The 19778-nt window shown below is 49.1% G+C and carries 26 protein-coding genes; 10 read left to right on the top strand and 16 right to left on the bottom strand.

The window, feature by feature from the left end; genetic code table 11:
• Positions 1 to 114 precede the first annotated feature (114 nt).
• A complete protein-coding gene (locus tag K3G25_RS06610) occupies positions 115 to 468 on the top strand; it encodes a helix-turn-helix domain-containing protein (protein ID WP_003153320.1) in 354 nt (117 codons plus the stop codon).
• Between the two features lie 12 nt (positions 469 to 480).
• On the opposite strand, the gene K3G25_RS06605 is transcribed toward K3G25_RS06610, so the two are convergent.
• Positions 481 to 1644 (bottom strand): TIGR00375 family protein, encoded by a 1164-nt coding sequence (locus K3G25_RS06605; RefSeq protein ID WP_232489739.1) that lies wholly within the window; start codon positions 1642 to 1644, stop codon positions 481 to 483.
• Positions 1644 to 2198: an NUDIX hydrolase gene (locus K3G25_RS06600; RefSeq protein WP_003153317.1), complete on the bottom strand. Its 555-nt coding sequence runs from the start codon at positions 2196 to 2198 to the stop codon at positions 1644 to 1646. The genes K3G25_RS06605 and K3G25_RS06600 overlap by 1 nt, the downstream gene beginning before the upstream one ends.
• A gap of 78 nt (positions 2199 to 2276) precedes the next feature.
• Here K3G25_RS06600 and mciZ point away from each other — a divergent pair, with 78 nt between their 5' ends.
• Together mciZ and K3G25_RS06590 are read left to right on the top strand one after the other, a co-directional pair.
• A complete protein-coding gene (gene mciZ / locus K3G25_RS06595) occupies positions 2277 to 2399 on the top strand; it encodes a Z-ring formation inhibitor MciZ (RefSeq protein ID WP_003153315.1) in 123 nt (40 codons plus the stop codon).
• Between the two features lie 62 nt (positions 2400 to 2461).
• Positions 2462 to 3382, top strand: a complete 921-nt coding sequence (locus K3G25_RS06590; protein ID WP_025649814.1) for an aldo/keto reductase — start codon at positions 2462 to 2464, stop codon at positions 3380 to 3382.
• A 32-nt stretch (positions 3383 to 3414) separates the two neighbouring features.
• On the opposite strand, the gene K3G25_RS06585 is transcribed toward K3G25_RS06590, so the two are convergent.
• Positions 3415 to 3639, bottom strand: a complete 225-nt coding sequence (locus K3G25_RS06585) for a YqkE family protein (RefSeq protein WP_007409396.1) — start codon at positions 3637 to 3639, stop codon at positions 3415 to 3417.
• Between the two features lie 122 nt (positions 3640 to 3761).
• Between K3G25_RS06585 and K3G25_RS06580 the strand changes: the two genes are divergently transcribed.
• Positions 3762 to 4676 carry an alpha/beta hydrolase gene (locus K3G25_RS06580; RefSeq protein ID WP_017418077.1) on the top strand — a complete coding sequence of 305 codons (915 nt, stop codon included), beginning with the start codon at positions 3762 to 3764 and terminating at the stop codon, positions 4674 to 4676.
• Positions 4677 to 4715: 39 nt separating this feature from the next.
• On the opposite strand, the gene K3G25_RS06575 is transcribed toward K3G25_RS06580, so the two are convergent.
• The 5 genes from K3G25_RS06575 to K3G25_RS06555 form a co-directional block, all read right to left on the bottom strand.
• Complete coding sequence (locus K3G25_RS06575) at positions 4716 to 4955, bottom strand: DUF2552 family protein (RefSeq protein ID WP_003153307.1); 240 nt, start codon at positions 4953 to 4955, stop codon at positions 4716 to 4718.
• Positions 4930 to 5292: an iron-sulfur cluster biosynthesis family protein gene (locus K3G25_RS06570; protein ID WP_017418078.1), complete on the bottom strand. Its 363-nt coding sequence runs from the start codon at positions 5290 to 5292 to the stop codon at positions 4930 to 4932. The genes K3G25_RS06575 and K3G25_RS06570 overlap by 26 nt, the downstream gene beginning before the upstream one ends.
• A gap of 70 nt (positions 5293 to 5362) precedes the next feature.
• Positions 5363 to 6331 (bottom strand): GNAT family N-acetyltransferase, encoded by a 969-nt coding sequence (locus K3G25_RS06565; protein ID WP_072177711.1) that lies wholly within the window; start codon positions 6329 to 6331, stop codon positions 5363 to 5365.
• Positions 6328 to 6672 (bottom strand): antibiotic biosynthesis monooxygenase family protein, encoded by a 345-nt coding sequence (locus K3G25_RS06560; protein ID WP_017418080.1) that lies wholly within the window; start codon positions 6670 to 6672, stop codon positions 6328 to 6330. Before K3G25_RS06560 ends, K3G25_RS06565 begins: the two co-directional genes overlap by 4 nt.
• Positions 6673 to 6684: 12 nt before the next feature.
• Positions 6685 to 7155, bottom strand: coding sequence for a GNAT family N-acetyltransferase (locus K3G25_RS06555; protein ID WP_014418298.1), 471 nt, complete (start codon positions 7153 to 7155; stop codon positions 6685 to 6687).
• A 215-nt stretch (positions 7156 to 7370) separates the two neighbouring features.
• Here K3G25_RS06555 and K3G25_RS06550 point away from each other — a divergent pair, with 215 nt between their 5' ends.
• From K3G25_RS06550 to K3G25_RS06530, 5 genes are all read left to right on the top strand, one after another.
• Entirely contained in the window at positions 7371 to 8597 is a 1227-nt protein-coding gene (locus K3G25_RS06550; RefSeq protein ID WP_014418299.1) for a DNA polymerase IV, read from the top strand.
• A 15-nt stretch (positions 8598 to 8612) separates the two neighbouring features.
• The gene (locus K3G25_RS06545) at positions 8613 to 8957 is read left to right on the top strand and encodes a YolD-like family protein (RefSeq protein WP_014418300.1); all 345 of its coding nucleotides are present in this window, start codon (positions 8613 to 8615) and stop codon (positions 8955 to 8957) included.
• 100 nt (positions 8958 to 9057) lie between these two features.
• Positions 9058 to 9264 carry a YqzH family protein gene (locus tag K3G25_RS06540; protein WP_003153294.1) on the top strand — a complete coding sequence of 69 codons (207 nt, stop codon included), beginning with the start codon at positions 9058 to 9060 and terminating at the stop codon, positions 9262 to 9264.
• Between the two features lie 73 nt (positions 9265 to 9337).
• Positions 9338 to 10408, top strand: a complete 1071-nt coding sequence (locus K3G25_RS06535) for an AI-2E family transporter (protein ID WP_110124240.1) — start codon at positions 9338 to 9340, stop codon at positions 10406 to 10408.
• 86 nt (positions 10409 to 10494) lie between these two features.
• Complete coding sequence (locus K3G25_RS06530) at positions 10495 to 10662, top strand: DUF4083 family protein (RefSeq protein ID WP_095272931.1); 168 nt, start codon at positions 10495 to 10497, stop codon at positions 10660 to 10662.
• 1 nt (position 10663) lies between these two features.
• Here K3G25_RS06530 and K3G25_RS06525 read toward each other — a convergent pair whose 3' ends face one another.
• From K3G25_RS06525 to K3G25_RS06505, 5 genes are all read right to left on the bottom strand, one after another.
• The gene (locus K3G25_RS06525; RefSeq protein WP_110124795.1) at positions 10664 to 11053 is read right to left on the bottom strand and encodes a VOC family protein; all 390 of its coding nucleotides are present in this window, start codon (positions 11051 to 11053) and stop codon (positions 10664 to 10666) included.
• 24 nt (positions 11054 to 11077) lie between these two features.
• Entirely contained in the window at positions 11078 to 12037 is a 960-nt protein-coding gene (gene coaA, locus K3G25_RS06520; RefSeq protein WP_003153290.1) for a type I pantothenate kinase, read from the bottom strand.
• A gap of 75 nt (positions 12038 to 12112) precedes the next feature.
• Complete coding sequence (gene dsdA, locus K3G25_RS06515; RefSeq protein ID WP_029973628.1) at positions 12113 to 13462, bottom strand: D-serine ammonia-lyase; 1350 nt, start codon at positions 13460 to 13462, stop codon at positions 12113 to 12115.
• Between the two features lie 16 nt (positions 13463 to 13478).
• Positions 13479 to 14255 (bottom strand): SDR family NAD(P)-dependent oxidoreductase, encoded by a 777-nt coding sequence (locus tag K3G25_RS06510; protein WP_021494270.1) that lies wholly within the window; start codon positions 14253 to 14255, stop codon positions 13479 to 13481.
• A gap of 5 nt (positions 14256 to 14260) precedes the next feature.
• Entirely contained in the window at positions 14261 to 15220 is a 960-nt protein-coding gene (locus K3G25_RS06505; protein ID WP_029973627.1) for an MBL fold metallo-hydrolase, read from the bottom strand.
• A gap of 396 nt (positions 15221 to 15616) precedes the next feature.
• Between K3G25_RS06505 and proC the strand changes: the two genes are divergently transcribed.
• Positions 15617 to 16456, top strand: coding sequence for a pyrroline-5-carboxylate reductase (gene proC, locus K3G25_RS06500; RefSeq protein WP_021494272.1), 840 nt, complete (start codon positions 15617 to 15619; stop codon positions 16454 to 16456).
• A 36-nt stretch (positions 16457 to 16492) separates the two neighbouring features.
• On the opposite strand, the gene K3G25_RS06495 is transcribed toward proC, so the two are convergent.
• Genes K3G25_RS06495 through K3G25_RS06485 form a run of 3 tightly spaced genes read right to left on the bottom strand, consistent with a single transcriptional unit; the run spans position 16493 to position 19758 of the window.
• Positions 16493 to 17239, bottom strand: a complete 747-nt coding sequence (locus tag K3G25_RS06495) for a polyketide synthase (RefSeq protein ID WP_029973626.1) — start codon at positions 17237 to 17239, stop codon at positions 16493 to 16495.
• A gap of 59 nt (positions 17240 to 17298) precedes the next feature.
• On the bottom strand, positions 17299 to 18546 hold the full coding sequence (locus K3G25_RS06490; RefSeq protein ID WP_007409381.1) for a hydroxymethylglutaryl-CoA synthase family protein: 1248 nt from the start codon (positions 18544 to 18546) through the stop codon (positions 17299 to 17301).
• A gap of 57 nt (positions 18547 to 18603) precedes the next feature.
• Entirely contained in the window at positions 18604 to 19758 is a 1155-nt protein-coding gene (locus K3G25_RS06485) for a cytochrome P450 (RefSeq protein ID WP_029973625.1), read from the bottom strand.
• Positions 19759 to 19778 lie beyond the last annotated feature (20 nt).

The following is a 19778-nucleotide window of genomic DNA, read 5'->3' as shown; positions in this document are numbered from 1 at the left end:
ATCAAATTATAGACAGACGAATGAAATTAATCAAGTGATTATTATTCAGTTCGCGTACACTTTTACATATCGATATGATATAATTTGCTCAAGTGAAAAGGAGCGGTTTTGAATATGAATTTAGATCGTTTAACTGAACTGAGAAAAAAGAAAAATTGGTCTCTTCAATATACGGCTGACCGTCTCGGCATCGCCAAAAGCACGTACGCCGGGTATGAATCAGGATACCGGCGTCCGTCATTCGAGGCGCTGGGCACGCTTGCCGATCTGTTTGACACGACGTGCGACGATTTACTGGGGCGCACTGAAAAAAAAGCGGAGCCGTTTACCCAGACCATCGAATTAACAAACGCCGCACAAGGCCGCGGCACACTGACCGTTGACGGACAGCCGCTGAATCAGGATGAAATCATCGAATTGATTGCGTTTGTCCGCACGAAAAAGAAGGTGCAGGAGGAGCTCCGCTAAAAACCGGCTTTTTTACGGCTTGATTCGGCCGTACGTCCCTCCGCCCCCGGCCTCAAGGACAAGCTGCCCGGTGCGCGCTCTATGAATGACAGCCGCTATTTTAGGCTGGACGACACGCGCCAATTCCTCTTCTTGCGCCTGATGTAGAATCGCCATCTCCGTCCCGAAGGCCCGCTTCAGTTTTTCTAACGTTTTCGGCCCGACGCCGGGAATGAACTGCAGCGGAATTTGATGAATATACGGCGGCCGCGGCACGCGGCTTTTTTTCGGGCCGCTCAGTTCCTCCAGCCGTTCACTGACCCCTTTTGTCATTGTTTTCCCCCCGCACTCCGGACATGCGGAAGCTCCTTTTTCAACCGGGCTGCCGCAGCGGTCGCAAGCCGTCCGGTAATACTTCCCGAGCTTCGGGTTCAGCCCGTAATTCGCCGTGATTTTTCTTCCGTCCTTCCCTTTTAAAGCCAGCGAAAATTCCGTGAAATTCGCCTCTTTAAGAAGCATTTCATTATATTCTCTGCCGATTTTCCCTAAGGAATGCGCATCAGAATTTGTTAAAAATGTATACGGATCAAGTTCCGTTACCCGCGAAGCCATGTCGGTGTCGCAGCTTAACCCGAGTTCCGCCGCATCAATGAGCGCCGGGTCGAAAACTTCTGTCAAAGAAGATCTGACCCCTTTTCCGTACAGGCTTTTATGCGGGGTGAACATATGGGCGGGAATAAACAGCCCGCCCAATTCCTTTGTTTTCCTCTGAAGATTCAAACCGGTTTCATAAATGCGTTGGGAACTGAGATGGATATTTTTAAGCCTTTTTGCGAGCCACTCAGAAAACATCTTCATTTCGGCAAGAGACGGCATAAAGACGAGAACGTGAATCGGCCCGCGGCATGTGTGATCATAGATTTCAAGCTCACTGCCCAACAGAAGCGTCGTATTCCGATACCGGATGCCGCCTTCTTTCAGCTCACGGTATCTGCCTTCATCAATTCCGCGCTCGATTTCTTCTATGACTTCCGGGGAATGGCAGTCGATGATGCCCAATAGTTCAATTCCCTTCCCCTCACTGGCTTCTTCTAAAATCCGGTGCAGCGTCAACGTTTTGGCCCCGGTGATTTTGACCGGTTTTCCCGTATAGGTGCGGCCGATATGAATATGCAGATCCGCATAGATGGTTTTCATCATTTTTCCTTCAGCGCTTCTTTCAGCTGGAGATACTGAATCGCGTACGCCGTTTTTGCGTCATACACCCTGCGGGATTCAATCAGCTTCACGGCCTCTTCAAGCGTGACCTGCATGACTTCGACAAATTCATCCTCATCCAGCTCTCGTTTTTCTTCAAGCGGCGAAAGCCCTTCCGCAAGAAAGAGATGCACGATTTCATCAGCAAACCCGGGTGATGTATAAAAAGCGGTGATTTTCGTCAAGGTTTCCGCCGTATATCCCGTTTCTTCCTCGAGCTCTCTTAACGCCGTATGTTCCGGCTCTTCTCCCTTTTCAAGCTTCCCGGCCGGAATTTCAACGATTGTCCGTTCCAGCGGCTTTCTGAACTGGTTCACCAAAATGATTTTTCCTTCCTCGGTCACCGCAAGTACGGCCACCGCTCCCGGATGTTTGACGATTTCCCGCTTGCTTGTTTTTCCGTTCGGGAGCTCTACATCCTCTAAGTAAAGATCTATGACTTTCCCGTCATACAGCTTTTTTTTCGCAAGTGTTTTTTCTTCTAAATGTTTCATCATGTCATCTCCCGTTCTGTCTCTCTATTATGCCTCATATATTTTATCATACATGCATGAGAGGGAGGTGCTTTTCGATTGAAGGTGTACCGGAAGGATAAGAGTATCGTATTGGTCGGAAAGGCGTGGGAAGTGCGGGCTAAACTGAAAGAATACGGACGGACATTCCGCTATGTCGGAGATTGGATCACCGGGCCTTAACAGTTGAAAACTTCGCGCCTTTATATTACGGTCAATAAAAGACTATAAAAAGGAGCGAAACGATGAGAAAACGCACACTGGGACATTCTGATTTAGAAATAAGCGAAATCGGGCTCGGCTGTATGTCGCTGGGTACGGATAAAGCTAAAGCGCTGTCTATTTTGGATGAAGCGATCGAGCTTGGAATCAATTATTTAGATACCGCTGATCTTTATGATTTCGGCAGAAATGAGGAAATTGTCGGGGAGGCCGTCAAAAACCGCAGGCACGACATCATTTTAGCCACGAAAGCCGGAAACCGCTGGAATGATGATAAAGACGGCTGGCATTGGGACGCTTCCAAAGGATACATAAAAGAAGCGGTCAAAAACAGCCTGCGCCGGCTGAAAACGGACTATATCGACCTTTATCAGCTGCATGGCGGCACGATGGAAGACCATATTGACGAAACGATCGAAGCATTTGAGGACTTAAAACAGGAAGGTGTCATCCGGTATTACGGCATTTCCTCGATTCGTCCGAATGTTATTAAAGAATATGTGAAAAAATCAACTATCACCAGCGTTATGATGCAATACAGCCTGCTGGACCGGCGCCCCGAGGAGTGGCTTCCCCTTTTAGAGGAGAACGGAATCAGCGTAGTCGCAAGAGGGCCTGTCGCTAAAGGGCTTCTTACGGAAAAACCGCTTGATCAAGCGGCTGCAAGCGTAAAAGAGAACGGCTATTTAACATATTCTTTTGCAGAACTGGCGGAAACCAAAAAAGCGATCAGCGCTGCCGCACCTGACTTAAGCATGACGGAGCTTTCTCTTCAATACTTGCTGTCACAGCCGGCCGTCGCTTCTGTCATCACCGGAGCCAGCTCACTTGAGCAGCTGAGAGAAAACTGTTCGGCTGCAGAGGCCCGGCGTTTAAGCAGCCAGGAAATCAAAGCTCTGCAATACCATACAAAACGGGACGTATACGAAGCCCATCGTTCTTAAACAATAAAACCGGCACCTTTTCAGATGCCGGTTTATTTATATTTGTGCCAATCGAGACTGCTTTCATTCAGCAGCTCTTCAAAGCTTTTATGTTTTTCTTTTTCTTTTCGTTTTCTGATTTGTTCCGCCTTTTGCTGCGCCTGCTTTTTCTCGTCTTCTTCCTTCAGCTCACTTTTCATTTGCAAAAGCCTGGCCTTCAGATCTTCCTCCAGATCGTCTTTTAAGCTGTGTTTTTCTTTAGGCAGCTGCTTTTTCATCATTACGCCCCCCGTATCTGAATATGGTGAAGCAAGTGTACCACGGAGCGCCGGAGGCCGGCAACGTTCACGGTCCCAAAAAGCCGGAGGAAGGATTCTTCATATTAAAGGAGGGTGCCTGTGTGAAAAAATGGCTGGCGGTGTTCGGTTCGGCTTGCGCAGTCTTTTTGGCTGCCGGATTCGCTTTTACGAATCTGATTATGTTTATGAAGAAAAAGACGGATGAAGATATCATGAAAAAAGAAACGGCGGACGGGTATGATAGATTTGATTCCTTTCAGGCCATGGAAAAAGAAGAGGCCGTCATCCTGTCACGCCACGGGTATGAGATCAAAGGCTTTTACGTCGCCCCGCATCATACGGCAAACACCATGATTATTTGTCACGGCGTTACCGTAAATTCGTTCAATTCATTGAAATACATGGATTTATTTTTAGATTTAGGCTGGAATGTGCTCGTATATGACCACCGCGGGCACGGAAAAAGCGGCGGCAGAACGACGAGCTACGGCTATTTTGAAAAAGATGATTTGGAAGAAGCCGTGAATTGGGTGAGACACAAAACCGGAGACGGCGGTCAAATCGGCATCCACGGGGAATCGATGGGAGCGGTGACGGCCTTATTATACGCGGGCGGGCATCAGGATGAAAACGGCGCTGATTTTTATATTGCGGACTGTCCGTTCGCAAGCTTTCGCGATCAGCTCGCCTACAGGCTGAAGCGGGAGTTCCGGCTGCCTCCGTGGCCGCTTCTGCCTTTGGCTGATTTCTTTTTGCGGATGAGAGAAGGATACCGTATCCGTGATGTATCTCCTCTATCGGTTATCAGCCGCATCCGGCAGCCCGTGCTGTTTATTCACAGTAAGGAAGATGATTATATACCTCCCGCTTCTTCCGAATTGCTGCACCGCAGAAAACGCGGCCCTAAGATGCTCTATCTGGCCGAATCGGGCGGGCATGCCATGTCGTACACCAAAAATCCGGAGAGCTACCGCAAAGCCGTTCAAACCTTTTTAGATACCATGACGCAAACGTAAAAAAGCGAAAGAACGTATGCTGGTTCTTTCGCTTTCCCGTCATAAAACGTCGGTAATCCCGTCCATATTTTCTCCGATCCAGTCAATGGCGAGGTCGATTGTCGTAAACTCCTGCGCTTTGAAGGTCATCTCATCCTGAAGCAGCCAGACATCCTTCTGAACGGATTCAGCGCCACCGATGGACCAGTGCAGCAGACTGTACGGGTGGTTGTTGTTCAGAAAGGATACCCACGTTTTATGCTGTGCCGTCTGTTTAATGGCTTTCAGCTTTTGATTCACTTTCCGTTTCTCCCTGCTTTACTAATATGCTCATTCTCGGGCTCAGCATCTCTGCCGGGCTTTTTAAGACGAGCGTTTTTGCCTTTTCATTGTAATCGATTGTCATTTCCTCGTCAAAAAACACTTTTTGTGAGGTCTGGATGTAAAGCGGAAGTCCGTTGATTTCAATAGCTTCGCATTGTCCCGTTAATTCGTCCGCCAGCCAGATGGCCGGCACGCCGCTCACCGCGCACCCGCAGCCTTCTGCGTCATAGCGGAGCTGCGCTTTTTTCCCCGGGTTGGCGTCCATCGCCTGCTGAAGTGTGTGTTTCGCCGCATCCGTCACATGTATTTGCATAGATGATCCTCCGTTTTCATTTTCGCCATTGTAGCATACCGAGCCGCTGTATGCATTGTTTCTGCTTTCTTTACAGCAGCCCGCTCTCCCAGTCCTTTGCCTCTTGTTCAGCCGCCTTGATCCAGTCATTTTTCCCTTCACTATACTTTGCCATATCGTATGGGTATGTCTCAGCGAGGTGCCGTTTCAGTTCCATGTATTGAGCCGCTTTTTCAGGCTTTGCAGTGAGGTAATCTCGGAACAGCAGATGACGCTTCACGTCCGGATGGCCTGTTTCGTATATGTGAACGTGGTGTGTGCGCTTGTTGCCGCCTTTTTGAAAGAAACGCCGGCCCTCTATCCCGTTTTCCCCTTTCGCCTCATAGCCGAGTGCTTCCAGCTGCGGACTGAATCGGTCGGCATCCAAAATATCTTTGACCTCCGCCAGTATATCGATGACGGGTTTGGCGGCCATCTGCGGGATGGAGGTGCTGCCGATGTGGCTGACAGAATGAAGTGCTGGGCCGAAGATTCGGATCAAGTCCGCCTTCTCTCTTTCAAACATTTCTTTCCATTCCGGCTTGTACGGAACAACTTCCGCTTTCCTCTTCGGATAAAGATGAAAAAACGAGAGGGTCAGCCCTTCCGGCGTCTCAATCTGTCCGGCTTCCGTGAACCCGGTTTTTAAATAGAGAGAGACTGCCGGAACGTTTTGGCTGGCGGTAGCCGCCTCTATTTTTTGGGCGTCCCGGTTCTCGTCTATCACAAATTGAAGAAGCGCCCGTCCGATCCCTTTCCGAAAGCCGGACGGATGCACCGTCAGCCTGCATATGACAAGGTCATATCCCCTTTTTTCATACGAAATGACGCCTGCAAGCTGATCTTTTTCCTTGAAACCGGCAAACGTCTCCCGTGACCGCTGTATATCATCGGGTGTTTCATGCAGGGCGGGAATGCCGAAAAAGCCGATCAGCTCGGCTTCTTTTTGATAAGAGCAGCGCTGAACCGCCGCAATTTCCCGCGCGGTCTGTTCTTGTGTATGCTGTAAAAATGTAATCAATCTTCCGCCCCTTTTGACGCAAACATCCGCTGTGACTCCGTCTTCGTAATGCGGACCGCGTACGCTTCATACCAGGCGCTTTTTCCTTTTTGTTTTGCCGCCTGGTGGTCCGTATGATCTTTCCACCTTTTAATCGCCTCCAGGCTGTCCCAGTAGGAAACCGTGATGCCGCAGCCGTTTTCCTCCCGAACGCTTTCCGCGCCTAAAAATCCCGGCTGTCCGCCTGCCAAATTCATCATGCGCTCTGCCGTATGTTCATATTCCTTATCATATTTTCCCTTTATTGATGAAAAAATGACCGCATAATAGGGCGGTTTGGGCGTGTCAGCTAAAAAACCCATATTCATCCCCCTCTACATATATTTCACAAACAGAATCCGGTCTTCTCCCGGACCGTCATAATTCGCAAAAACAGGGATTCCGTTTACGGTTTTGGTTCCTTTTTCAACTTCAAAGCCTAATTTTGTATGATAAGCGATTGATACTTTATTGACAGGCGCCGTCACGCAATTGACTTTTGTGCAGCCCCTTTTCTTCACCGTCTCCATAAATCGGTCGTAGAGCTGTTTTCCAATTTGCATTTTTCTGAAATCCGGATGCACACCGGAAAAATGAATGTAGGCTGTCTCAGGGTCTGTTTGTGACTGAAAACCGATTAAAAAACCGGTCATTCCCTCCGGCCCGTACGTGATAAAGCTTGTGTCCTGAAAATGTTCAAAAAACAAGCGCGGCAGTTTGTCTTTCATCTGCCTGCCGCCCCACCATTCATTCAAAACAGACGTAACCATTTCATAGTCTTCAGAGGTAATTGTTCGAATATCCATTATCGATTGACTCTCCTTTTCGTCCGGCAAAATGAATGTCAGCTCTTCTCATTGGAATATAAAAAATTATATGTGGGTTGTTTGCAATTGTAAATGATTTCTTTTCAAGCAAACGAATCAGCATGCCTTCCAGCCGGGGAATGATTTACCAGTATAAACGTGATCATTGTTCGGGTACAATGAAAAACAGAACAAATGTTCCCGGAGGTTTTTTTATGGCTGATATTCTTCTTGTAGATATGCAATCGTTTTATGCGTCTGTGGAAAAAGCGGAAGCGCCTCATCTCAAAAACCGGCCCGTGATTGTCTCGGGAGATCCCGAAAGACGCAGCGGCGTCGTGCTTGCGGCTTGTCCGCTCGCCAAACGATACGGCGTAAAAAATGCCGAACGGCTGTGGGAAGCGCAGGCCAAATGTCCCGACGCCGTTATTGTCCGTCCGCGGATGCAGCGGTATATTGATGTATCCGTCATGATTACCGAACTGTTTGAACGGTATACCGATCTTGTAGAACCCTACTCCATCGATGAGCAGTTTCTCGACGTGACCGGAAGCAGGCGGCTGTTCGGTGATCCTTTTACAATTGCCAAAAGCATTCAGCAAGCGATTATGCGTGAATTCGGAATTTATGCCCGTGTCGGCATCGGGCCGAATAAGGCGCTCGCGAAAATGGCTTGCGACCATTTTGCCAAAAAAAACGCATCCGGCATCCACAGATTGGATATGTCAAATATCAGGCAGGATCTGTGGCCGCTGCCGGTCGGAAAATTATTCGGCATCGGAAAACGGATGGAGCATCATTTAAGACGGATGGGCATCAGCACAATCGGCGGGCTTGCCGGGCACCCAGCCGAACTGCTGAAAAAACGCTGGGGCATTAACGGCGAATTGCTTCAGCGGACAGCCCGCGGCATCGATCCCTCTCCGGTCACCGTCAACACGCACAGCCGGCAAAAAGCGATCGGCCATAACATGACCCTCCCGAGAGACTACAGCCGCTTTGAGGATATCAAAGTCGTGCTGCTGGAGTTAAGCGAAGAAGTGGCCCGCCGCGCCCGTTTCAAACAATACATCGGCCATACGGTTTCGGTCAGCATCAGAGGCGCTGATTTTGAATTTCCTTCAGGTTTTCACAGACAGAGAAAGCTGGTGTCTCCGACTAATTTCGGAATGGATATTTTCAAATCGGCGGTCAAGCTCTTCAAAGAGCATTGGAACGGTGAGCCCGTCCGCAGCGCCGGCGTCTCCCTTTCCCAGCTGGAGCCTTGTGATTATGTTCAGCTGAGCCTGTTCGATGCCCAGGAAAAAAAGATCAGTCTCGGCAAAGTATTGGATGATATTCATGAGCGGTACGGCCCTGCGTCGCTCCTCCATGCCGCTTCACTGACAGAGGCCGGCCAAGCCTTTCACCGGGCTGAAAAAATCGGCGGGCATTACAAATAATTTGAGGTGATATACATGAATCCGAACAAATTAACACCCGGGTATAATGTCATGTGGGAATCAAGCCGGATGATGCTGCCCGAACATCGGGAGCAGCTGCTTGCGAAAAAACGAAAAGAACGGGAATTCCGGCCTCCGGAACTGAGCGAAGAGCAACTGAACGACATGAACCGCATCATTGCGGCGTCAATTAAAGAAGACAGGGCCATTTCGGTCACCTACGCTTCCGCACACGGCCCCCGCCGCTTTTGGGGCTGGGTAAAACAAGTGATGCATGACGAAAAACGTTTAAAAATCATAAACGATGAAGATGCGTTAACGCTGCCGTTTCATCGTATTCTCTCAGCTGAATTGGAATAAAAATCCTACCCCGGCCTGACAGAAAATATGATAGAAGAGTGGGAGGATCACATGATATTTAGTAGAATAAAGATGAATGACAAGAATAGGAGAATATATGATGGATCAATTTATAGAAAAAATGCTGGGACAAGCCCTCCGCCAGTATGGACGGAATGTGTCGACAGATCCGCTGAGCCCCTATGAAAAACAGAGTTTAAAAAAAGCTTTAGAAGAAAGAAGGAATGAAGAACCCGATGAGGATCTCCATGCCCATGTAGAAGATATTATCTACGATTACGTCACCAATCAGGGGCAGTTTTCCTGACACGGACGTTTATGCACCGGGCGATAAGGGAAACGTCCGAGAGTAAACCCTTAAAGATTGCGTGGTGCAGGATATGCCTGTCGGGCCTTATTTCAGGATCGGCTATGCCGTTCTTCTGTTATTTCTCATCATTTATCTCGGAACATTAATAGACTTTTTGTTCCAGCCTGTTGTGATTACGGTTAAAACCTTGTTTCCGCCTATTGTATTATCGGGCGTCCTTTACTATTTGTGCCGCCCGCTCGTCAGAGTGCTGCATGCGAAATTAAAGCTGCCCGAAGGAATCGCGATTTTAGCGATTTATGCGGGAACAGCCGGCCTTTTTGTCCTCTTCCTTTATACGGCGGGCCCTGCCGTTCAAAAACAGTTTACAGCCTTCACAGATCATATTCCGGAGCTTTCCGCAAAAGCTGAAAATTGGATCGGGCATCTTCAGGACAGCAAATGGTTTTCCCGGCTTCAGCATGGGGATTCCTTTAAAAAATTAGCAGACAAAGCCGCAAATTATTCCGGTTCAATCGCTGATTCTCTCAGCAGCCTGGCCGGTACGGCTGCCAATGCCGCCATCACCGCCGCCATTATTCCGTTTGCGCTGTATTACATGTTAAAAGAAGGACACAAAGCCCCCCGGCGACTGCTGCGGCTTCTTCCGGAAAAACATCAAAAAGAAGGAAAACAAATCCTTCGGGACATGGATGAAGCTCTCAGTTCATACATACAAGGACAGCTGCTCGTCAGTTTTTGTGTCGGCGTTCTCGTCACAATCGGCTATTTTATAATCGGGCTCGATTATCCGCTCGTTCTGGGCGCGTTCGCCATGGTGACAAACCTGATTCCGTTTGTCGGGCCTTGGATCGGCACATTTCCCGGAGTCATTGTCGGATTGTTCGATTCACCGACCGAGGCGGTGCTGGTGATTACGGTCGTCGTCATTGTCCAGCAGCTTGAAAGCCAGCTGATTTCCCCGCAAATTATGGGACGGAAGCTGGACATTCACCCGCTGACCATTATTTTTCTTCTGCTTGCCGCCGGCAAATTCTCAGGAATTGCCGGGATGCTGCTGGCCATTCCGGGATATGCGGCCGCAAAAGTGGTCATAAGCCACATGCAGAAACTATTCATTCTCAGAAAAACACAAAGCTAGGACTGATTCATCCCCCATGTCTTCACATCGGTCAAAATACAAAAACGGCGGGCTGAAGAAGCCCGCCGCACACGGAGGTAAAAAAGATGAACATCGGTGATGTCATTTTTCAATTGATTTCATTTATTGCAGCCGCGGTTTTCCTGTTTGCCGTGATATACGTATTCAGAAGCTTGAACAAGCGCCGCATACAATTGGACAGAATCGAAAAGAAACTCGACGCGCTGCGCGAAGAAAGAAACGAAAAGTTATAGTTCATTCAGAAGCAGGAGCAACGAGCTCCACTTTTATCCGATCCGGGTCCTCCGTGTATACGGCGTAATGCGTGCTTCCGCCTGCATATGGATGGCGGTCCCTGTAAAGCACGGGGCATCCTCTGGCAATCAGCTTTTCTGTCATCTCGTCAACCTGCTCTCTTGATGCAGCATGAAAAGCCAGATGGTTCAGTCCGACCCGGCATCTGTGGTACTCCGGTGTTAAAAAACGCTCCTCTGTCTGTACAAGCACAACATAAAATCCTGCGTTTTTCCAGCTGATGCCGGAGTCCCAATTTTGAAATTCCCTATAACCGATCTCACCTAAAAACCATCCCCAAAACCGGGCGGAGGCTTTCAAGTCAGATACATACAACTCAATATGATGTATCATAATATTCGCTTCCTCCTCACATCACACCCGCCTTACCAGCACCTCTTCAACTTTATGGCCATCACCTTTTCTCAAAATCAAATCCGATCTGAATTTTGTCGGCAGGATATTTTCATACAGATTCGGACGGTTGACGCTCTCCCAAATGGAGGCGGCCATGGTATCCGCTTCTGCATCAGACAAATCCTTAAATTTATGAAAATAAGAAGCCGGATCCTGAAAAGCGGTTTCTCTTAAGAGGCGGAAACGCTCCAAATACCACGTGAAAATCCGGCTTTCTTCGGCATCCACATAGATCGAAAAATCAAAGAAATCGGATACAAAAATCCGCGGATCTTCCCTGTCGTCCTCTAATGTAGGCGACTGCAGGACATTGATTCCTTCGATAATAACGATATCCGCACCTTCGACAACCTCGACGGCGCCCTCTTCCCTGTCATACGTAAGATGGGAGTATACGGGCGCCTCCACTCTCTCTTTCCCTGACTTTATATCGTTCAGAAACTCAAGCAGCGCTTTCACGTCGTAGCTTTCCGGGAATCCCTTTCTGGACAGAAGGTTTTTCCTTTTTAATTCCGCCGTCGGATACAAGAAACCGTCGGTTGTCACCAGGCTCACCTTCGGCCTGTCCGGCAGACGGGAAAGAAGCTTTTGCAAAATTCTCGCCGTCGTGCTTTTGCCGACGGCGACGCTGCCCGCGATTCCGATGATAAACGGGATTTTCGCTGAATGCGGATGCTTCAGAAACACATTGACATGCTGATTCCGTCTTGCGGCAGACGTGACATGAAGATGGAGCAGGCGCACAAGCGGAATGTAAATCGTTTCTACTTCTTCCACCGACAGGTAGTCATTCAGCCCTTCTACGGCCTTGGCTTCTTCCTCTGAAACGGCAATGGAAAGATGGCCGCCGAATCCGGCCCACGACTCGCGGCTGTGCTGCGTATACAATGTATGTAAGTTCAATTCTTTACTTTTCACAATTCACACCAATCTCTCTGTATGGCTTTCCGATAAAAAAACAAACGCTTACAAAGATTGTAACGGAAAACCGCTTCACTGTCTGCCCATTTTTTTCACAAATGAGGAACCGATCCGGCTGTACTCTTCCATTTCCTCCTCCGGAACCATGCTTCCGCCGGTGCTCCACACAAGGTGCACGGCATTTTCCATCTCAAGCCCCCGCTCTTTTATATACCGGCTTCCGGCTTCGGTCTGAACGACCTTGACGGCTCCGGCCAGTCCGGCGAGTGCAGAGGGTTCAAGGCTCTTATTCTCGGCCGCCCTTAATTGAAAAAGCAGCGAAAAAAGCGTGCCGTCATCGGCGGTATAACAGCCGCTTAGTATAGGCTCCATCAGAGGGCCGGCCAGTCCGGACGGCCTTCCCACCGCGAGTCCGTCGGCGGCCGTTTGATTATCAAGACCGATATCCTGCACGCTGATTCCGTCATGCAAGCCGGAAAACAGTCCTAACAGCATACACGGTGAATGCGTCGGCTCACCGAAAAAAATATGGACATGCTCGCCATAGATCAGCTTTAGCGCAAGCGCGACGCCGCCCGGGCCTCCTCCGACCCCGCACGGCAAATAAACGAAAAGCGGTTCATCTGCATCAGGCTTTATGTTCATTTGATCGAGCTGCTTTTTCACACGGCTTCCCGCAACGGCATACCCCAAAAACAGATCCCGGGAATGCTCATCATCAATAAAATAACAATAAGAGTCCTGCTTCGCCTGCATGCGCCCCTCTTTGACAGCCAGACTGTAGTCTGCTTCATATTCGATGACGCGAACCCCCTTTTCCCGGAGCAGCTCCTTTTTCCACTGCTTTGCGTCACTGGACATATGAACGGTCACACAAAAGCCGAGCTTCGCGCCGATTATGCCGATACTCAGACCTAAATTGCCCGTAGAGCCGACGGCTATAGAGTATTTTGAGAAAAAAGCGGTAAACCGTTCTTCAGTCAATATGCTGTAATCGTCGTCTGCTGAGAGCATTCCCGCTTTTACCGCGAGATCTTCGGCATGCTTCAGCACTTCGTAAATCCCGCCGCGCGCTTTAATGGAACCGGAAATCGGAAGTTCGTCGTCGCATTTCAAAAGCAGACGCCCGGGGAAAGCCTGAGCGGCGCTGTGTTCCAGACGCTTTTTCATTTCATTGATTAAGACAAGCGGAGACTCAATGAGGCCTCCCTCCGCTTCCGTCTCCGGAAAAGCCGATGCGATATAAGGCGCAAACCGGCGCAGCCTTTCTTCCGCTTCGGCAATCTCCTGTTTCCATTCAGCACCATGCTTTACTGGATCATCGGTTTTATGCGGGTTGATCCAAAATACTTCACGCGCCTCCGCCATTTGCCTGACGAAAGGCTCTGCCATCAATGTCTTGTGTATATCCCGGTCGGACATTCCTTTTTCCCCCTTGTTACTTTTTCTTTAATGCGCGGCCGGCCAGTTTTTCTGTAAATGATGGAAAAAGCTGATACAGCTTCGTCCCGAGGCTCATCCATCGCGGAAGATTCATTTCCCGTTTATCCGTCAGAATCATGGATGTAATGCGCTCTGCCACATGGTCGGCATCAAGCATCCATCTGCCGACGCTTTTCACATAACCGCCCTCTTTATCTGCAATTGTAAAGAAGTCTGTTTTGATCGGACCGGGATTAACCGTTGTCACAGCTACACCCGTACCGGCCAGCTCAAGCCGCAGCGCATTGGAATACCCTAACACGGCGTGCTTCGTTGCAGAATAAAGGCTTGATTTCGGCGTCGCCAATTTGCCGGCCTGTGAGGCGATATTGATAATATGGCCGCTTTTCGCATGAAGCATCACAGGAAGACAGGCCTTCGTACAGGCGATTAATCCGAAGACGTTGACTTCAAACATTGCCTTCATATCATCCAAAGATGAATCAGCGGCCGTTTCAAAAATGCCGAAGCCGGCGTTGTTGATTAATACGTCAACATGACCGATCAAACGCCTTACGTTTTCAGCCTCTTCTGCATGCCGGACGTCAAACGGAATGACATCACACTGCCCGCCGCGCGCGGTAATCGTCTTTTTCACTTCCTGCAAGCGGTCCTCCCGCCTCGCGGATAAAAAAACATGAGCTCCTTCTGCCGCGCAGGAATATGCAAGCCGTTCTCCGAGTCCGCCGGATGCTCCGGTGATCCAAATCCGCTTATCCGTTAATCTGCCCATTTCCTTCACCCCTTCACAGCTTTAAACATCAGAGTGTTCCCCGACTGAAAGGATACAGCCTTCCCTTCGGCGGCCAGCACGTCAAGATGGCCGATCGTTTCTGACATCGTTAAAAACATTTCATTTTCATAAACAGCCGGAAACAGCCGCCGGCATACCTGGAAAGCCGTCAGCGTTTCCTCTGACAACAGGCGCAGCACATATTCCGACCGGTTTCTCTGTTTTTCAAGCCGCCTGTCAAAAGCAGGCTTTACGTCTGTCAGCAGATCGCCGTGTCCCGGATATAAAAAGGACGGGTTTAAGTCATACAGCCGCTTCATTGAGTTCAAGTAGTCGAGCATCGGGGCCGCGCGCACGCCCCCCTTTTCCGGAGCTTCCAGAATCGGATTGGTGGAGCTGTTGGACAAAAGCAGATCGCCGCTGAACATTTCACCGCTTTTTTCATGGTAGAGCGCAATGTGAGAAGCGGCATGGCCCGGGATTTCGAGCACCGTCCAGCCGTTAAGCCCGTCAATTTTTCCGCCTTCTCCCACTGTTTTCGTTAACGGACGGTTTGCAGAAAATAAGTATGACAGCTTAACTGTTTTATGTATGTCTTCAGGCGTCAGGGGAACGTCCATTTCAGTCATAAGCGACAGGAAAAAGTCCTCCTGCCGGGCGATATACGACTGATCCTGAGTAATGTACCTGTCATTCAGCGGATGCCCTATTACTTCCGTATCCTCGGAAAAAAGGTGCAGCAGACCTGAATGATCTGCGTGATGATGAGTGAGCACCACCTGTTCTATATCCGCCGCAGAAACCCTGTGTTCCTTAAGCTGCAATGAGAGCGATTCAGCCGCTTCCTTTGTATTCGGGCCGCAATCAATAAGGGTTAAGGCTTCATCTTTTACTAAATAAACGATAACGTCGCCGACTGCAAACGGAGTCGGCACACGTATCGGAATGATCTTTCTCGCTGCCATGTTTACGCTCCTTCGTTCTTTTCATTCCTGAATAATCATATTTTAGCGTTTTCTTTTCACTGTGTCATTATTGCCGCATATCGGAAAAAAAGATTGACATCCCGCTCTTGCGCATAGCATAATGAACAACAAACTAGAAAACACGGAACGCGATGACGAGGAACTAGTATATAAACAACGGCAGCAGAGAGCAATGTCCCCGGCTGAAAGACATTGCGGCCCTCTTGTTTACAGAACCTGCCCTCAGAGCGGTTAGGAAAACCTAAACGTATCCCCTCGTTACGGGATTTGAGCTGAGCACGGCTGATTCGTGCTAATGTAAGGTGGTACCGCGAAACCTTTTCGTCCTTTTTGACGGGAAGGTTTTTTTGTGTTTTGAGAAGAAGGAGGATTTATATGAAGAAAATCGGTTTTATCGGGGCCGGATCAATGGCGGAAGCAATGGTGAACGGACTGCTGCAAAGCGGAATGACAGCCCCCGGACATATATATATGACAAACCGGTCAAATGACAGCCGGCTTGAAGAGCTCCAAAAAACGTACGGAGTGAAACCGTGCCGGGATAAAGAAGAGTTTTTCAGCAATACCGACATTATCGTTCTCGCCTTTAAACCGAAAGATGCGGCAGAAAGCATTGAGAACATTCGCGAATACGTGAAAGATCAGCTTGTGATTTCTGTCATCGCAGGGCTGACGATTCACACGATTCAGCAATATTTCGGCAGAAAGCTCACCATCATCCGGGCGATGCCGAATACATCCGCGGCCATTCAGCAATCGGCGACCGGTTTTTCCGCAAGCTCCGAGGCGAGTGAAGCTGAAATCCGGACGGCAAAAGAGCTTCTGGAAACAATCGGAGAAGCGACGCGCTTTGAAGAAAAACACCTTGACGCCGTCACAGCCATTGCCGGAAGCGGTCCCGCCTATGTGTACCGGTATGTCGAAGCGATGGAAAAGGCCGCCCTTCAAGCCGGCCTGCCGGAAGAAACGGCAAAAGAGCTGATTTTACAAACCATGGCCGGGGCGACGGAAATGCTCAGAACAAGCAGCAAACGGCCTGAACGCCTGCGCAAGGAAATCACAAGCCCGGGCGGCACGACTGAAGCAGGCCTTCGCGCATTAGACGAGCGCCGCTTTGAAGAAGCCATCATGCACTGCATCGCAGAAACCGCAGCCCGGAGCGCCGAAATTAAAGAACAATTCGCAGGCTCCGTTCTGCAAAAGACGGACCAGTGATAAAGCATGGGGCTTCCCATGCTTTTTTCATTCTGTTTAACTGCCGTATAAACGGCTGATTCTCTCTTTTACTTCTGGAAGATGGAATGTGGCTTCGTGCATGTTCACCTCTTCCTCAACCGCTTTTGTCAGCTCTCTTTTCATCCGTGCGGTCACATTGGTTTTCAGCGCAACCAGTGAGGCTCTCGGTTTATCCGCCAGCAGCCGGGCCAATTCGCGGCCTCTTTGAAGGACGTCTTTTTTCGGCAGCACTTCAAACGGAACTCCCCGTTTTTCCAGAGCGGCGCCGCTGAAATTCGCGGCTGTAAACAGCAGTTCTTCCCCGAGGACAATTCCCAGTTTTTCAGGCACAATATACGTCGCGCCCATTCCCGGTGTAAATCCGTACTTCATATAATTACAAGAATAAAAACTCTCCCTGCTTAAAATCACGAAATCCGAGCTCAGACCGATCGTAAAGCCGGCTCCGATCGCATGCCCCTGCATGACGGAAATCACGGGAATCCTGCAATCCAATAAAAGACTGTGAAGCTTTAAATCTGTAAATTGGAGCTTTCCGCTCTGAATGGTCAAAAGCCCCTCCTGCGTTCCTCCCGTGCAGAAATAATTTCCGTAACCCGTCAGAAGGACGGTTTTATAGGACGGATGGGCATTGATGTCTTGGAATACCCGGTGCAGCTCTCTGACAAACTCTTCTGACAGCCCGTTTTTCCCGGCCGTATCCTGCATTGTGACCTGCACAATGCCCGGTTCTGTTTCCTGTACATCAATCATTGGGTTCATGTTTATTCTCCGTTTCTTTAAAAATACTCAAGCCTTTCCGGCTCTGAGTGTTTCTGATACTAGGTCGTCCATTCATACTTTCTGTGAAACTCTTTTATTTCAGTCAGCACCAATCGTGTTTTTCCTTGATGCGCATTCGGGATGTCTGCTGCGGGCGCGGCATTTCTTGTGCCGAATTTTACGATGCCGCTGTCTTGGAGCAGCCGGTCGTAATCAGCCATCGATAAACGGACGCGTTCATCCAAATGCCGGCTGATCTGAAATTGATTCTGCCGCGTCCGGCTTTGCGGCATAACGACACCGCTGTAAAATTCAGAGCAGCAGCCCGAACCGTATGAAAAACAGCCCACGCGTTTCGGCGTTTCAAAAGAGCCGTTATCAATCGTGCTGGCAAGAGATAAAAATACAGTGGCCCCCATGATGTTGCCGACGCGCTGGCAGTATTGAATCCCAGGCAGCACGCGTTGCTGAAAATCCGCTTCAATGTCTTGCGGCTTAGCCTTTGCCAATTTTCTCATCATCGTCCGATGCGCTCCTTTTACCATTCCGCCAAACGGAGTATGAAAAGAAAGGTATTGAAATGTATTCTTATAATCCGCCCCGCTCACACGCTTTCGGTATTCCTGAAATGATTTTTCACAGCAGTCCAAATAAGACATGAGCGAAAGATCAGCATCCCCCGCTTCACTATCCGGAATCGGGCGGCAGGTATCCATGACTTCATACCCGTAATACCCGCTTGCGCCTTGATCAAGCAAAAAGACATGAGGGGTGCTGCTGACTAAAAGCGCCACAGCTCCCGCCCCCGCACTCGGTTCGGCATAGGACCATTCCTCCGTCAACGCGTCACCGCCTTCAGCCACTAAAAAGCGGGAAATATCCGTTCCGATGATGAGCGCTTTCGCTCCCGGCGATGTTTGCGATAAGATGAAATTCACGCCCATTTGAAACCCGGCCGTTAAAGAATAGCAAGCCTGTTTCACCTCAAATAACCGGCAATTCCGCTTCAGCTGCAAATAATCATGGACGTATGTACTGATGGATTTGCCAAAATCAATCCCGGATTCCGTACAGGTGATCACCATTTCAATCTGATTCCGTTCCTCTTCTGACAGAGAGTCGATAATCGGTTTTGCGGCATTTACGGCGAACGTAATCGGATCTTCAAACGGAAGCGCCACCACTTTTTCTTTCATCAGCAGGTTCTCAAACCTTTTTTTATCCAGGTTCCGATGTTCCGCAAGCTCCATGACGTCTACATACGCGGTTCCGCCAAACACGTTCATTGCTTCGATTCCTACATTCATTTCTCCAAGCCCCCAGAGTAAAGAGGCTTCCTGTGGAAGCCTCTTTTATTTTTTCGTTCAAAACTCAACAAGCAGCCTGTCAACGCCGTGAAATACAGGGCTCGGAACCAGATTCGGCTCTTGATCCTCAGTAAAACGCCATGCGGGCATCTGTTCAAAAAAGTGGGAAAGCGCGATTTTCGCTTCAAGCCGGGCCAGCGGCGCCCCTAAACAATAATGGCTGCCCTGACCGAATGACAGATGCTGATTCGGCTTTCGTCCCAAGTCAATCTGATCGGCATTTTCAAACTTCTTTTCATCTCTGTTCGCCGATCCAATCCACGCATACACTTTTTCTCCGGCCGGAATCGTTTTTCCGCCAATCTCGCTCTCAACCGCGGTGTAGCGGGTTACCCGCTGAATGGAAGGTCTGAGGCGGATGACTTCCTCAATAAAGTCAGGAAGGAGCGCCTTATTTTCAAGCAGCCGGGGCAGAATATCCGGGAACTCCTTGAGACTGAGAAATGAATTTCCGATCACATTTTCCGTCGTTACGTGCCCCGCGACGATCAACAAGCCGCAAAAACCGATTAATTGCTTGTCTGACAGCGGCTCTCCGTCTAAATCAGCTGCAATTAAATGGCTGATTAAATCATTTTGCGGCTGTTTTCTCCGCTGTAAAATAAACTGCATGAAGTATCCAATCATCTGCTTTTGCACTTCATTCATTTTCTTTTCATCTTTTACATTCTGGCTTTGGTCGACCCAGCTTTTAAAGATATCCCTGTCTTTCGGAGGGAATCCTAAAAGCTCTGCGATCACGATAATCGGAAGCGGAAATGCGTAATCTTCAATAATGTCCATCCTGCCTTTTGAACGGACGGCCTGAAGCAGGTCATCAGCGATAGCGGCTATACGCGGTGCAAGAGACTCGACCGATTTCGGCATGAACGGCTGATTGACCAATTTTCTGAAGACGGTGTGTTCAGGCGGGTCCATTTTCAAAAGGCTGTCTTTGTTAATATGCCGGATCATTTTTTCCTGCTTGTCCGCACTTAAGTATTTATGATCGGAAGAAAAATGACTGTAGTCAGAAATCACCCGCTTCACTTCATCATAGGTGAAGATTTCCCAGCAATCTTCCTTTTCATTGTAATGAACGGGAGAGGTTTCTCTCATCGTTTGGTACCACTTGTACGGCTGCTGCTGTCTGATTTTTGTTAAACTGGTCATTTTCATTCCTCCAAGATGTG

Source organism: Bacillus sp. FCW2 (assembly GCF_021228595.1).
Classification (GTDB): domain Bacteria; phylum Bacillota; class Bacilli; order Bacillales; family Bacillaceae; genus Bacillus; species Bacillus velezensis.
The sequence above is the reverse complement of the archived record's forward strand: the minus strand, read 5'-3'. Positions and strand labels throughout refer to the sequence as shown.

What these genes read in the sequence shown, in the direction of transcription:
- K3G25_RS06590 (WP_025649814.1), top strand. Translation starts at nt 2,462, where the DNA reads ATGAGAAAACGCACACTGGGACATTCTGATTTAGAAATAAGCGAAATC.
- K3G25_RS06560 (WP_017418080.1), bottom strand. Translation starts at nt 6,672, where the DNA reads ATGGGTTTTTTAGCTGACACGCCCAAACCGCCCTATTATGCGGTCATT.
- K3G25_RS06585 (WP_007409396.1), bottom strand. Translation starts at nt 3,639, where the DNA reads ATGAAAAAGCAGCTGCCTAAAGAAAAACACAGCTTAAAAGACGATCTG.
- K3G25_RS06550 (WP_014418299.1), top strand. Translation starts at nt 7,371, where the DNA reads ATGGCTGATATTCTTCTTGTAGATATGCAATCGTTTTATGCGTCTGTG.
- K3G25_RS06505 (WP_029973627.1), bottom strand. Translation starts at nt 15,220, where the DNA reads ATGGCAGCGAGAAAGATCATTCCGATACGTGTGCCGACTCCGTTTGCA.
- K3G25_RS06485 (WP_029973625.1), bottom strand. Translation starts at nt 19,758, where the DNA reads ATGACCAGTTTAACAAAAATCAGACAGCAGCAGCCGTACAAGTGGTAC.
- K3G25_RS06490 (WP_007409381.1), bottom strand. Translation starts at nt 18,546, where the DNA reads ATGAATGTAGGAATCGAAGCAATGAACGTGTTTGGCGGAACCGCGTAT.
- K3G25_RS06540 (WP_003153294.1), top strand. Translation starts at nt 9,058, where the DNA reads ATGGATCAATTTATAGAAAAAATGCTGGGACAAGCCCTCCGCCAGTAT.
- K3G25_RS06610 (WP_003153320.1), top strand. Translation starts at nt 115, where the DNA reads ATGAATTTAGATCGTTTAACTGAACTGAGAAAAAAGAAAAATTGGTCT.
- K3G25_RS06570 (WP_017418078.1), bottom strand. Translation starts at nt 5,292, where the DNA reads ATGCAAATACATGTGACGGATGCGGCGAAACACACACTTCAGCAGGCG.
- K3G25_RS06530 (WP_095272931.1), top strand. Translation starts at nt 10,495, where the DNA reads ATGAACATCGGTGATGTCATTTTTCAATTGATTTCATTTATTGCAGCC.
- K3G25_RS06600 (WP_003153317.1), bottom strand. Translation starts at nt 2,198, where the DNA reads ATGAAACATTTAGAAGAAAAAACACTTGCGAAAAAAAAGCTGTATGAC.
- K3G25_RS06605 (WP_232489739.1), bottom strand. Translation starts at nt 1,644, where the DNA reads ATGAAAACCATCTATGCGGATCTGCATATTCATATCGGCCGCACCTAT.
- K3G25_RS06495 (WP_029973626.1), bottom strand. Translation starts at nt 17,239, where the DNA reads ATGAACCCAATGATTGATGTACAGGAAACAGAACCGGGCATTGTGCAG.
- proC (WP_021494272.1), top strand. Translation starts at nt 15,617, where the DNA reads ATGAAGAAAATCGGTTTTATCGGGGCCGGATCAATGGCGGAAGCAATG.
- dsdA (WP_029973628.1), bottom strand. Translation starts at nt 13,462, where the DNA reads ATGTCCGACCGGGATATACACAAGACATTGATGGCAGAGCCTTTCGTC.
- K3G25_RS06535 (WP_110124240.1), top strand. Translation starts at nt 9,338, where the DNA reads ATGCCTGTCGGGCCTTATTTCAGGATCGGCTATGCCGTTCTTCTGTTA.
- K3G25_RS06555 (WP_014418298.1), bottom strand. Translation starts at nt 7,155, where the DNA reads ATGGATATTCGAACAATTACCTCTGAAGACTATGAAATGGTTACGTCT.
- K3G25_RS06510 (WP_021494270.1), bottom strand. Translation starts at nt 14,255, where the DNA reads ATGGGCAGATTAACGGATAAGCGGATTTGGATCACCGGAGCATCCGGC.
- K3G25_RS06545 (WP_014418300.1), top strand. Translation starts at nt 8,613, where the DNA reads ATGAATCCGAACAAATTAACACCCGGGTATAATGTCATGTGGGAATCA.